The organism is Agrobacterium vitis, from assembly GCF_013426735.1.
Classification (GTDB): Bacteria; Pseudomonadota; Alphaproteobacteria; order Rhizobiales; family Rhizobiaceae; genus Allorhizobium; species Allorhizobium vitis_D.
Map to the genome: position 1 here is coordinate 1,680,666 of NZ_AP023272.1, position 13,096 is coordinate 1,693,761.

10 protein-coding genes are annotated in these 13,096 nt (G+C 58.0%); 5 read left to right on the plus strand and 5 right to left on the minus strand.

Annotated elements, in window-relative coordinates:
- Nucleotides 1–46 precede the first annotated feature (46 nt).
- The 3 genes from greA to carB form a co-directional block, all read right to left on the minus strand.
- Entirely contained in the window at nucleotides 47–523 is a 477-nt protein-coding gene (gene greA / locus H1Y61_RS07670; protein ID WP_174111362.1) for a transcription elongation factor GreA, read from the minus strand.
- 447 nt (nucleotides 524–970) lie between these two features.
- Nucleotides 971–2,236, minus strand: coding sequence for a DUF2235 domain-containing protein (locus H1Y61_RS07675; protein WP_180574229.1), 1,266 nt, complete (start codon nucleotides 2,234–2,236; stop codon nucleotides 971–973).
- Nucleotides 2,237–2,404: 168 nt separating this feature from the next.
- Complete coding sequence (gene carB / locus H1Y61_RS07680; protein ID WP_156555216.1) at nucleotides 2,405–5,887, minus strand: carbamoyl-phosphate synthase large subunit; 3,483 nt, start codon at nucleotides 5,885–5,887, stop codon at nucleotides 2,405–2,407.
- A 280-nt stretch (nucleotides 5,888–6,167) separates the two neighbouring features.
- Between carB and H1Y61_RS07685 the strand changes: the two genes are divergently transcribed.
- The gene (locus H1Y61_RS07685) at nucleotides 6,168–6,902 is read left to right on the plus strand and encodes a DUF1868 domain-containing protein (protein ID WP_180574230.1); all 735 of its coding nucleotides are present in this window, start codon (nucleotides 6,168–6,170) and stop codon (nucleotides 6,900–6,902) included.
- Nucleotides 6,903–7,115: 213 nt separating this feature from the next.
- Here the strand turns inward: H1Y61_RS07685 and H1Y61_RS07690 are convergent, their stop codons facing one another.
- A complete protein-coding gene (locus H1Y61_RS07690; protein ID WP_180574231.1) occupies nucleotides 7,116–7,268 on the minus strand; it encodes an ACT domain-containing protein in 153 nt (50 codons plus the stop codon).
- 185 nt (nucleotides 7,269–7,453) lie between these two features.
- Here H1Y61_RS07690 and H1Y61_RS07695 point away from each other — a divergent pair, with 185 nt between their 5' ends.
- Both H1Y61_RS07695 and ypfJ read left to right on the plus strand, forming a co-directional pair.
- The gene (locus H1Y61_RS07695) at nucleotides 7,454–8,137 is read left to right on the plus strand and encodes a glutathione S-transferase family protein (RefSeq protein ID WP_180574232.1); all 684 of its coding nucleotides are present in this window, start codon (nucleotides 7,454–7,456) and stop codon (nucleotides 8,135–8,137) included.
- A 162-nt stretch (nucleotides 8,138–8,299) separates the two neighbouring features.
- Nucleotides 8,300–9,199, plus strand: coding sequence for a KPN_02809 family neutral zinc metallopeptidase (ypfJ, locus tag H1Y61_RS07700; protein ID WP_180574446.1), 900 nt, complete (start codon nucleotides 8,300–8,302; stop codon nucleotides 9,197–9,199).
- Between the two features lie 6 nt (nucleotides 9,200–9,205).
- Here the strand turns inward: ypfJ and H1Y61_RS07705 are convergent, their stop codons facing one another.
- Complete coding sequence (locus H1Y61_RS07705) at nucleotides 9,206–10,195, minus strand: aldo/keto reductase (protein ID WP_180574233.1); 990 nt, start codon at nucleotides 10,193–10,195, stop codon at nucleotides 9,206–9,208.
- Nucleotides 10,196–10,298: 103 nt separating this feature from the next.
- On the opposite strand from H1Y61_RS07705, the gene H1Y61_RS07710 reads away from it, so the two are divergent.
- Nucleotides 10,299–11,201, plus strand: coding sequence for a LysR family transcriptional regulator (locus H1Y61_RS07710; protein WP_180574234.1), 903 nt, complete (start codon nucleotides 10,299–10,301; stop codon nucleotides 11,199–11,201).
- A 258-nt stretch (nucleotides 11,202–11,459) separates the two neighbouring features.
- Nucleotides 11,460–12,857, plus strand: a complete 1,398-nt coding sequence (locus tag H1Y61_RS07715; protein ID WP_180574235.1) for an MATE family efflux transporter — start codon at nucleotides 11,460–11,462, stop codon at nucleotides 12,855–12,857.
- Nucleotides 12,858–13,096 lie beyond the last annotated feature (239 nt).

A 13,096-nucleotide genomic window follows, 5' to 3' on the forward strand; every position in this document is an offset into this window, starting at 1 on the left:
GACGCACCTGCAAGGCGCGCCTTTTTTCAATAGCAGAGGCTGGAGATCAACCCCAGTTGACCGCGATAATTTCGTAGGCCTTGGAGCCGCCGGGAGCCACGACTTCGATACTGTCGCCGGCTTCCTTGCCAATCATGGCACGGGCAATCGGCGAGGAAATCGAGATACGCCCAGCCTTCACATCGGCTTCCTGATCGCCGACGATCTGGTAGATTTTTTCCTCGTCGGTATCTTCATCGATCAGCTTGACGGTAGCGCCGAACTTGATTTTCGAGCCGGACATTTTCGACAGATCGATGACTTCCGCGCGCGCAGTCAGATCTTCGAGTTCGGAGACCCGGCCTTCATTATGGCTCTGGGCTTCCTTGGCGGCATGATATTCGGCATTTTCCGAAAGGTCGCCATGGGCGCGCGCTTCGGCAATGGCCTCAATGATCCGAGGACGTTCTTCTTGTTGACGCCAGCGCAGTTCCTCCTGAAGCTTGAAGAAGCCGTTCTGCGTCATCGGTACCTTATCAACCATGTCCTCTTCCTTCACCTTTCATGCCCGCATGGCGTGGCCATGAAAATAAAACAGGTTCCGAAGCAAAGCTACGGAACCAGCCACATATCCAACTCGTGACATTATAGCAGACTGTAACAGTCAATTTCCAGAGATTTCGAATGGACGTATTTTCAATCTGTCCATCCGGCACAACTGCCCAGGCGCAACCGTGTCACTGCGCTGATATAAGCTTCCAGATGTCGTTAACAAGGGCAATGGCGACAAGCCACATCGCAATTGAAATCGCAAAGACCAGAAGCAGGTATTTCATCCTTGGGGTCATTATCTCTGCCGTCTATCGCCGGTTCTACGCTCAACTCTATGCGATGATTCGGCCTGCGTGGATGTTAACCTTCGATCAAGGATGATTTTTTGTAAATGCGAAGGCGGGGCTGTCTCGTTTTGGTTCATGGAGCGCTCTGCCGGTCAATCTTCAATCGGCTTGGTAGACCAAGGCTCGATTGAGTAATCGCCGGGCGGCGGCATATTGGGTGGCCTGTAGGGGGTCGTCCTCGATGGGTGGTCCAGCCGGTCGATGACGGATTGATGGATGACGCTGCCTTTTTCGATAGAGCGAGGGTCGCAGAGCGGCAGATACCAGCCCTTGGGAGGCCGGCAGCGCCAGGAGGAAAAGGGTACGCGACGCGGCACGATCTCGAACGGCAGCCAGGACCAGGTCATGGAATCATGGATCGGGGCCAGGGGATCGAGCTTCACATGGTCGTTGTCGTCATCTTCGCCATAGACGATGTCATGGACGGTGTCTTCGTCGTAGTGCAGCCCGAATGGCCTGCTTTCGGCGATCATCCAGGCCAGCGGAATCTTGGCCGTCGCGCTCTGCGCCTCGCTATAGCCGCCGCCGACATCGCCATGCGAACCGGCAAACCAGACCTGTTTGAAATCCTGAGGCTTGATTATATGCGGGTCCTCCGGCTTGAACGGGCTGCCCCAGAATGGCTGGCCGGACTTCCAATAGACCGGTCGAAACATCGTGCGCCGCTCATCAATGGCCAGGGCCTGGCGGACAGCGGCCACGCTTGGATTGCGGGTCGTGAAGGGAAAGGTCTGGAAGGTGAGACCTCTCTGTGTCTGGTTGATCACCGTCGATACGGTGTCGAACAGGCCGAGAAAGGCAATCGCCGGACGGTAGCCGCGCAATGTCCGCTCATAAAGACGCATGGCGGCAAAGGCGGAGGGTGCCGAGTGGCTGACGATGTCAGCCGTTTCGCCATACCGCTCGCTTATGGGAATGGTTTTATAGGTCCGGTAGGCGTAGTCCACAAGATTGAGAAAATTCGGCGCAATAATGCCCAGGCTGTTGATGAAGCCGGCCAGAACCCTGGCGCTATAGGCGCCGCGGCTGAAACCGAGGATGTAGATCCTGTCGTCCTCGCCAATTGTGTTGCCGGCGTCGTCCCTCGGTGCGGCCCGATAGTTCTCAACAAGAAACCGGTAGGCGCGCTTGACATTGCGGTCGAGACCCCAGCCCGTTGCCAGGCCCCAGACTTCGGCGGATTGGCGTGCAAGTCGCAACCAGTTGTCGTCTGCACCGAACGTGCCGACGTCCGGCTCATAATAGACCAATTGCTGGTCGCTGCGGGTCAGGCAGCCAAGCAGTCTGACGATATTGGTTCGGCTGGCTGAAATTTCATTCGACGTGCCGTCAAACAGAATGACGATGTTTTTGCCCACGCTGTCCCCTTGCCAGATCAAGGGGTTTTCATAGCATTATCAGCGTGGTGCAGCATCCCTGGCTTTTGAAGGGTCAGGCGGAAAGCCTCACCCTTCGGTCGCATTCGCTCACAGTCTGTTCAAGAACGGCCATGTGCTGACGGACAGCGTCGATTATTGGGCGGGCTGTCAGAAATAGCTTTGCAGCGGACGAACTTCCAACTGGCCCTTTTTCAGCGCCTCGATGGCTTCGGCAGCGGCAAGCGCACCGGCCATCGTGGTGTAATAAGGCACTTTCTGCATCAGGGCCGCGCGGCGCAGCGATTTGGAGTCCGAGATCGCCTTGTTGCTATCGGTGGTGTTGATCACCAGCTGGACCTGCCGGTTGCGGATGGCGTCCTCGATATGCGGACGGCCTTCCAGAACCTTGTTGATCTTGACCGCCTCGATGCCCTGTTCGGCGAGGAAGCGTTGCGTGCCACCGGTGGCCAGAACCTTGAAGCCGATGGAGGTCAACAGCTTGATGGCGGGCAGAATGCGGACCTTGTCCTCATCACGCACCGACACGAACACCGCGCCGTCGCGGGGAAGCTCGACGCTGGCGCCGAGCTGGCTCTTGGCGAAGGCCAGCGCAAAGCTGGTATCAAGGCCGATCACTTCGCCGGTCGAGCGCATTTCCGGGCCAAGCAGCGTATCGACGCCGGGGAAGCGGGCAAACGGGAACACCGCTTCCTTGACGGCAATGTGCTTCAAATTGCGCGGATCGGGCTTGGCACCGTAAGCGGCAATCGCCGCATCCAGCTTTTCACCGGCCATGATCCGGGCAGCGATCTTGGCAATCGGCGCGCCGATGGTCTTGGCCACGAACGGCACGGTGCGCGAGGCGCGCGGATTGACTTCGAGAACGTAGATAACCCCATCCTTGATGGCATATTGCACATTCATCAACCCGCCAACATGCAGCGCCTTGGCCATGGCGGCTGTCTGGCGCTCCAGCTCGTCAAGGACTTCGGTGCTCAGCGAGCGTGATGGCAGCGAGCAGGCGCTGTCGCCGGAATGGATACCAGCCTCTTCGATATGCTCCATGATACCGGAGACGAAGACGCTTTCGCCATCGCACAGCGCATCGACATCCACCTCAATGGCGTTGGTGAGGTAGCTATCGAACAGCAGCGGGTTCTTGCTGAGAAGGGTGTTGATCTGGCCCGTCTTGTCATTTGGATACCGCTGCTTGATGGCTTCCGGCACCAGGCCCGGCACGGTATCCAGCAGGTAGCTCTGCAACATGCTCTCACTATGGATGATCTGCATGGCCCGGCCACCCAGCACGTAGGACGGGCGCACCACCAGCGGGAAGCCGATTTCAGACGCGACAAGGCGTGCCTGCTCGACCGAATAGGCAATGCCATTGTTGGGCTGGTTGAGGTCCAGCTTCATCAACAGCTTTTGGAACCGGTCGCGGTCTTCGGCCAGATCGATCATGTCAGGCGCGGTGCCGAGGATCGGGATGCCGTTCTTTTCCAGGGCCTCGGCCAGTTTCAGCGGGGTCTGGCCGCCAAACTGCACGATAACGCCAACCACTTCGCCTTTTTCCTGTTCGGCGCGCAGGATTTCGATGACGTCTTCCGCCGTCAGGGGCTCGAAATACAGGCGGTCGGAGGTGTCATAGTCGGTGGAGACGGTTTCCGGGTTGCAGTTGATCATGATCGCTTCAAAACCTGCATCCTTCAGGGCGAAGGCGGCATGGCAGCAGCAATAGTCAAATTCGATACCCTGGCCGATGCGGTTCGGGCCACCGCCGAGGATGACGATTTTCTTGCGATCCGACACGTGCGCTTCCGAGCGCAGTGCGCCGACGAACGGCGTCTCATAGGTCGAATACATGTAAGCCGTCGGTGACGCGAATTCGGCAGCGCAGGTATCGATGCGCTTGAAGACCGGGCGGACATTGAGGCCGTTGCGCAGCTCGGCCACTTCCTTTGGACGCTTGCCCGACAGGCTGGCAAGGCGGGCATCGGAAAAGCCCTTGGCTTTCAGCATCCGCAGATTTTCAGCGTCTTCGGGCAGGCCATGTTCGCGGATGCGGGCTTCCAGATCGGTGATTGCCTTCAACTGAGCGATGAACCACGGATCGATCTTGCAGCCTTCATGCACTTCAGCTTCCGACATGCCGAGCCGCAATGCCTGGGCAACCATGCGCAGGCGGTCCGGGGTCGGCGTGCCGATGGCGGCGCGGATGGCGTTCTTGTCGTCGCCCTGGCCAAGGCCGGGGATCTCAATTTCGTCCAGACCGGTCAGGCCAGTTTCCAGGCCACGCAGCGCCTTTTGCAAGGATTCGGCGAAGGTGCGGCCAATCGCCATGACTTCGCCGACCGATTTCATCGCAGTGGTCAGCGTCGGTTCGGCACCAGGGAATTTCTCGAAGGCAAAGCGCGGGATTTTGGTGACGACGTAATCAATCGATGGTTCGAAGGAGGCAGGCGTCGCGCCGCCGGTGATGTCGTTGTCCAACTCGTCCAGCGTATAGCCAACCGCAAGCTTGGCGGCGATCTTGGCAATCGGGAAGCCGGTCGCCTTGGAGGCCAGCGCCGACGAGCGCGACACACGCGGGTTCATCTCGATGACGACGAGGCGGCCATCCTTGGGGTTGACCGCGAACTGTACGTTGGAGCCGCCGGTCTCAACACCAATTTCGCGCAATACCGCAATCGAGGCGTTGCGCATCATCTGGTATTCCTTGTCCGTCAGCGTCAGGGCCGGGGCAACGGTGATGCTGTCGCCGGTATGGACGCCCATCGGATCGATATTTTCGATGGAGCAGATGATGATGCAATTGTCCGCCTTGTCGCGGACCACTTCCATTTCATATTCTTTCCAGCCCAGCACCGATTCCTCGATCAGCACTTCGGTGGTTGGCGAGGCATCAAGGCCGGAGCCGATGATCTCGAAGAATTCCGAGCGGTTATAGGCAATGCCGCCGCCGGTGCCGCCCATGGTAAAGGACGGGCGGATAATGGTGGGCAGGCCAACAACGTCAAGCGCCTGAGCTGCAACCGCCATGGCATGGTTCATATAGCGCTGCTTGCGGTCGGTTTCGCCGAGGTTCCACTGGTTTTCCAGCTCATCCAGCGCCTTGTCGAGCGCGTCGCCGGAAAGCCGTGACTTTACCTCATTACGAGCAATCTCATGGGTCTTGCGGTCGGCATCCTTGATCTCGGTGGCATTGGCCAGCATGGATTTCGGCGTCTCAAGGCCGATGCGGGCCATGGCTTCCCGAAACAGGGCGCGGTCCTCGGCCATGTCGATGGCGGCAGGCTTGGCGCCGATCATTTCGACATTATAGCGGTCCAGCACGCCCATGCGCTTCAGGGAGAGGGCGGTGTTCAGTGCCGTCTGCCCGCCCATGGTCGGCAGCAGCGCATCCGGGCGTTCCTTGGCGATGATCTTGGCGACCACTTCCGGGGTGATCGGCTCGACATAGGTTGCGTCGGCCAGGCCCGGATCGGTCATGATGGTCGCCGGGTTGGAATTGACCAGGATGACCCGGTAGCCTTCTTCCTTCAGCGCCTTGCAGGCCTGGGTGCCGGAATAATCGAATTCGCATGCCTGGCCGATGACAATCGGTCCAGCGCCGATGATGAGGATGGATTTAATGTCTTGGCGCTTTGGCATGTCTCTATCCGATCTCTTCACCTGCGCGAAAAACCGGCCAGGGTGAGGGGCATCACCGGTCGGGCGCAGATCCATGGTATTTCAGGCTAGAAGCGGCTTATAGGGAATTGTGGCGATCAGCGGAACCCCCGTTTTCGCTTTTTCTACGGATAAGTGAAGGGCAGGCGAGGCGGGGATGTGGTCCGGCAATTTCCCCTGGGACATTACCCTGAGAAATGGACTGGTTTGTCACATGCCATTTGCGCAGGCGCTGTAGAAAACCTGTTCGGTTTCAAAGGAGATGGCCCTCATGCCGCAGACGCAACTGTCGTGCGACCTCATTCATTTCTCTGCGGCTGGCCGCTTCGGGCCATCGAAACGTCTCGGCACCCGTTTCGATGCGGAAGGTAATTTCTTACCCGAACCGGGCAACACCATTGTCTGCCATCTTCGCCCGGGAAGTGAAAGCCAGAAGGCGATTGTCGCCTTGCAGGAGCGCTATAAGCAAATGCCGGAGGCTGATCATCTGGCCGTTACCCCTGCCTCCAGCCTGCATATGACCCTGTTTCAAGGCATTATCGAACATCGCCGCACCGCCGGTTTCTGGCCAAAGGATCTGCCGCTGGATGCGCCAATCGATGACATGACGGAAATCCTCGCGCAGCGGCTGACACATTTTGCGCCCGGGCCAGATTTTCGCATGAAGATTGCCCGGATGCTGCCGACGGGGCTTCGGTTGGAGCCAGTGGGCGAGGCGGATCGCCGGGCATCGGCCCAGTGGCGCGACAGGTTGGCGGATCTGTTCGGCTATCGCCATCCAGACCATGAGACTTACGAATTTCATATCACCTTTGCCTATGTCATCAGGCCATTTTCCGAGGCGGCCCTTTTTCAGTGGCAGGCCATGTTGGAGACGGCGCGAGAAGAATTCCTGGAGCAATTTGAGGATATCGCCCTTAATCCTCCGGCTTTTTGTGCCTTTAACGACATGAAACATTTCGAAGAACTGATCGTATTGCAGGATAATATCGACTAAAAAAACGACTGTTAAGCAATACGATATTGTATCGTTTTCGCGTCGCAGGTATCTAAAACCCGTTGGCTTTCCCAGATCGATGCCATGGGGTTTTTATGCTTTTCGCAAACAGAGTCTGCCGCTGTTTTGCGACATCCAAATGCTTCTTTGTTATCGGATTTTTTTAGAAATTCTCACCGAGACGACGGTTTAACTATTTGATCCCACGGGAATTTATGGGAAACGGACGCCGTCCTCGACCATTTCCCCTAGCTGCCCCTTTTTAGTGGCGCCTTCAAGGCGAATGGCATTTTTAAATGCACTGTCAGGGTTGCAAAATTGGATATCGACTTGCAGCGGCAAGGCGTGCAGCCTGATTTTCGTCATGTCCCGTGCCTGTTCTGGCAAATGCCAGGGGCATGACAGCAGATTTTAAAAATCCAAGGTATTTTCATGAGACATTTTTTTAATCATCACCTTTGCGGACGTAAAACCGTTTCACACTTATCCTGGAAATGCTCTGGCTGCGGCCTATCTGCCCAGGCAACCGATATAAGCCAGGAGACCTGCCGATGATTACCGTCCATTATCTGGAGCATTCCAGGGCGCACCGCATTCTCTGGCTGCTGGAAGAGCTGGGATTGTCTTATGAGGTAAAAACCTACAAGCGCGGTGCTGATATGCATGCACCGGCGGCATTGAAGGCCGTGCATCCGCTGGGAAAATCACCTGTCATCGAAGACGAGGACCGGATCTTCGCCGAAAGCGGTGCCATTATCGAATATCTGATCGACACTTATGGCGCTGATACCAATGGCAAGACGGTTTTGCGTCCGGCACCGGGCAGTGATGCTTTCCTGCGCTACCGTTACTGGCTGCATTATGCCGAAGGCTCGGCCATGCCCCTTCTGATCTTGAAACTGGTATTCTCCCGGTTGTCCAAGCAGATGCCGTTTTTGTTGCGCGGTGTGGCCCAGCGGATCTCGGATGGCGTTTGCGGCAAGATGATCGATCCGCAGATCGGCGAACATCTGGCCTTCTGGCAGACGGAATTGTGCAAGGACGGCTATTTTGCCGGGCCGGACTTTACCGCCGCCGATATCGCCATGAGCTTCCCGGTGGAATCGGTGCTGTCGATTTCCGGCGATACGGGCGATGTTACAGTCCTTCGTTCCTATCTTTCCACAATCCGTGCCAGGCCGGCCTATCAGCGCGCCCTGGAACGCGGCGGTGCCTATATGTTCGCCAAGACCTGACCGCCTTTTTCTTCAAACCCAGTGTTTGGAACACTGTTGAGCTTAAGAGTGTTTGGAACACTGTTGGCCCCAAGCCGTTACCAGCCTGCCGCCGTTGCTGTTGCACGGCGGCAGTTTTTGCTGAACATGGACGTTCTGCATATGCGGCTGGGGAGAGAACCGATGGAACTGGATGGGCGTCGTCAGTCCGAAAATCTCGAGGATGTCAGGGGTGCATCAGGCGGCGGCGGCTTTGGCCGGCGCGGCATCCGGCTTCCGATTGGCAGCAGTGGACGTGGTTTGAGTTTTTCAACCATCATCGTTCTGGTGCTGATTTACTTCGGTCTTCGCCTGATGGGCATAGATATGTTGCAATTGCTGGAGGAGGGCGGTAGCTCCGCCCCGTCTTCCTATCAGCAGCAATCCGAGCAAACGACACCGGCTCAGGAAGAGATGAAAGTCTTCGTCAGCCGCGTGCTGGCCTCCACCGAGGACGTCTGGACCGCGGCGTTTCAGGAGCGCGGCGCGACCTATGAGATGCCCAAGCTGCGGCTTTTTTCCGGTCAATATCCCTCTGCCTGTGGCGCAGCCTCTGCTGCGACTGGGCCGTTCTACTGCCCTGGAGATCGCCGTATCTATCTCGATACCGCGTTTTTCACCGAGCTTTCCAAACGGTTCCAGGCATCCGGCGATTTTGCTCAGGCCTATGTGATTGCCCATGAAGTCGGCCATCATGTGCAGAACCTCACCGGCATCCTGCCGAAATTCAACGAGATGCGCGCCTCGATGAGCGCTGCCGACGCCAACCAGATGTCGGTTCGGGTGGAATTGCAGGCCGATTGTTTCGCCGGGATCTGGGGTCGGAAGGCCGATCAGCAGGGATTGCTCTCGGCAGGCGATCTGCAGGAGGCATTGAACGCCGCCCGGCAGATTGGCGACGATACGATTCAGAAGCGGTCCCAGGGCTATGTCGTGCCTGAGAGCTTCAACCATGGCTCCGCCGCACAGCGGATGGCGTGGTTCAAGAAGGGATACGACCAGGGCCGGATGGATGCCTGCGACACGTTTTCCGGCCCGATTTGAGGGCGGCTACTTCTCGCTGTCCAGATGCGCCATCTGCGCCTCTGCATAGCGGGAACCGGCGGCGCTGCCCTTGGGGACTGCCGCCTCGAGGGCGGCGATATCCTCCTGTGACAGGGTAAAGTCGAGTGCGCCAAGCGATTCCTTCAACCGGTCGCGGCGGCGAGCACCAATCAAAGGGACGATATCCTCGCCTTTGGCCAGCACCCACGCAATGGCGGCTTGCGCTGTGGTCATGCCTTTTGACGACGCAACCTGCGTCAGGGCTTCGACGAGCGCCAGATTGTGGTTGGCATTTTCGCCCTGGAAGCGCGGGGAATGGGCGCGGAAATCCGTTGATGCCGTTGGTGCGGTCCAGTGGCCGCTGATCAGTCCGCGTGACAGAACGCCATAAGCGGTAATGCCGATGCCGAGTTCCTGGCAGGTTGGCAGGATCTGATCTTCGATACCACGGGATATCAGCGAATATTCGATTTGCAGGTCAACAATCGGATGGACGGCTGCTGCCCGACGGATGGTATCTGCGCCGACTTCCGACAGGCCAATATGCCTGACATAGCCGGCCTGGACCATCTCTGCGATGGCGCCGATGGTTTCCTCGATCGGTACATTGGGATCGAGCCGGGCCGGGCGGTAAATGTCGATATGGTCGGTGCCCAGCCGTTGCAGCGTGTAGGCCAGCGCCGTCTTCACCGCTGATGGGCGTGCGTCGTACCCGATCCAGCCGCCCGCCGGGTCGCGCTGAGCGCCGAATTTGACGCTGATCTGCACTTTGTCGCGCAGGCCGCCCTTCAACCCTTCTCCAATCAACATTTCATTGTGGCCCATGCCGTAGAAATCGCCGGTATCGATCAGCGTTACCCCAGCATCAACGGCGGCGTGCAGGGTGGCGAGGCTTTCCGTGCGGTCGGAAGGCCCATACATGCCTGACATGCCCATGCATCCTAATCCAAGGCGCGAGGTTGGAGGGCCGGATTTTCCAAGTTTTACCGTTTGCATATCCAGTTTCCTTTTCTGCTTTTTGTCTGAAAACAGGTTTACGCTGTTTGGCTTTGTGCGATAATCCTGTTTATTCCGTATGCGTTGTTTGGAATTATGCACAATGAACGACCTGCCGCTCGCCGATCTCGATGCCTTCGCCACCATTGCCCGGTTGAGAAACTTCCGGGCAGCCGGAAAGTTGCGCGGTGTTTCGGCCTCGTCGTTGAGCGAGGCGATGCGGCGGCTGGAGGCGCGGGTTGGCGTGCGGCTGCTGAACCGCACCACCCGCAGCGTGACCCTGACCGATGCCGGAGCGCGGCTGTTGGAACGGTTGTCGCCGACGCTGGCCGATATCGAACTGGCACTTGACGATATCAACCAGTTTCGCGAGCGACCCTTCGGACGGTTGCGGCTTAACGTGCCGGGTATCGTCGCCCGCTGTGTGCTGCCACCTGTTGTCACCGGCTTTCTGGCCGCCTATCCAGACATTTTGCTGGAGGTGACGGTCAACGATGCTTTGATCGACGTGTTGGCTGAAGGCTGCGATGCTGGCATCCGCTATGAAGAGGCGCTGCATCAGGACATGATCGCGGTTCCCATCGGCCCGCGCCGCCAGCGCTATGTTTGCGTGGCAGCACCGTCTTATCTTGAGCAGTACGGCAGACCGGAACATCCGCGCGACCTGGTCCATCACCGCTCCATTCTGCATCGTTTCAACAGCGGTCGGGTGAATGAATGGCATTTCGAACGCGATGGCGAGGCGATCAATGTCTCCCCGCCACCCCGGTTAATCGCTGAGACGGTCGATCTGGAACTGGCCGCAGTGCGGGCTGGACTTGGCATGATGGGGACATTCGAGGACTTCGTGATCGAGGATTTGAATGCCGGACGGCTGGAGAGGGTGCTGACCGATTGGGAAGACGAGTTTTCCGGTCCCTTCCTCTATTATCACAGCCGTCGCCACATGCCCGTACCCTTGCGGGTCTTCGTCGATTATATCCGCCAGCATGGCGATCCCGGTTGATCGCCCATCAACAACCTTGATGGAACGACGAGTTTTTCTGAAGCATCTGCTTGTGTCTTGAAAACGTCACGGCTTTGACGTACCGAGGCAATTGCATATTATTTCCTCACGCCGCCGTTGGTTGAGCAGAAAAAAGTCGGTTGAGAAGAACATATGCATTGCAGCTGACCTGTATGCGCCATGTCCGGTATACGATGCTGAAATCCCGCCGCTCGTCCAGCCCGACTGGAAGCGGCTTTTTTCGTTTTGGAAGTTCTCATGACTTATGCCTCGTCCCAGCGCCTTGGCGCGCCCATTGAAAGTTGGCTTAGCCATGTTCGCGCCACGCTGGCGCTGGGCATTCCCCTTGTAGGCGCGCAACTGGCGCAGCTGGCAATTCACACGACCGATGTGGTGATTGTCGGCCGTCTGGGAGCCGAATCTCTGGCGGCTTTGGTGCTGGCCGGGCAATTTTTCTTCACGGTGTTTATTTTCGGTTCGGGCTTTTCCATCGCGGTCATGCCGATGGTGGCCAATGCCTATGGCAAGGGCGATGTGCGGCTGGCACGCCGTTCCATTCGCATGGGCTTGTGGGTGTCGCTGGCCTATAGCGTGGTGACCTGGCCGCTCTTTCATTACTCGCGTGATGTGCTGCTGGCCCTGGGGCAGGTGCCGCAGGTGGTCGAGCTTGCCTCAAGCTATATTCGCATCATGTGGCTGAGCCTGCCTGTGGCACTGATGTTTGCGGTGATGCGGGCCTTGGTCAGCGCCATCGGGCGGGCGCAGATCGTCCTCTATATCACCATCGCCACCTTGCTGCTGAATGCCGCCCTGGCTTACTGCATTGTGCTGGGCCATTTCGGCTTTCCGGCTTTTGGCATTCTGGGCGCTGCCTGGGTGGCGGTTTCGGTCAATGTCTTCGCCATGATCGCCATGGGTCTCTATCTGCATTTCAACAGTGTCACCAGGAAATACGAATTGTTCGTGCGCTTCTGGCGGCCCGATTGGGATGCGTTGCGCGATGTGATCAAGCTCGGCCTGCCGATTGGCGTGACTGTTCTGGCTGAAGTCAGCCTGTTTACGGCGGCTTCCCTGTTGATGGGCAGCATTGGCACGATTGAACTCGCCGCGCATGGCATTGCCCTGCAATTGGCTTCCATCGCCTTCATGATCCCGCTGGGGCTGGCGCAGGCCGCCACCGTGCGGATCGGCGTTGCCCATGGGCGCGGCGATTTTACCGATGTAGTGCGGGCGTCCATCACGGTTGTCTGCATGGCAGCCCTGATCTCGGTGATCGGCGGGTTGCTGTTCTTCTTTTTCTCCAATGAATTGAGCGGAATGTTCCTCGATCGTGGCCGTGGCGACGCGGCGGCGGTGCTGGATTATGCGGCGCCGCTGGTGGTGGTTGCCGGTATTTTCCAGCTTGTGGATGGCATGCAGGCGGTTGCCACTGGACTGCTGCGCGGCCTGAAGGATGCCAGCGTGCCGATGGTTCTGGCGTTGATTTCCTATTGGCCAATTGGTTTGGGGCTGGCCTGGTTCATGGCGTTTCCCCTGGGGATGGGCGGTCTTGGCGTCTGGTTCGGTTTCCTGATCGGGCTTTCCAGCGCCGCCGTCATGATGGGGCTGCGGTTCTGGCTGCGGCTTCGCCACGAGATGCGGATGATGAACCGGTAAAGCCCGTTCTACCCGTATCATAAGGCTCTGCACGAAAATCACAGTACACGAGGCAAACGTCTTGATGTGCTGCTTACCCCCCTCTGCCTTGCCAGGCATCTCCCCCTCAAGGGGGGAGATGCCTGGCAAGGGGTTGGCTTGTCATGTCACTTTTACGCTTCGAAGATATCGGAAATCGCAACTTTATCCGTTGAAACGGGCGGTTACGTCTGTCCTATCTCCCTCCCTGAGGGGGAGAT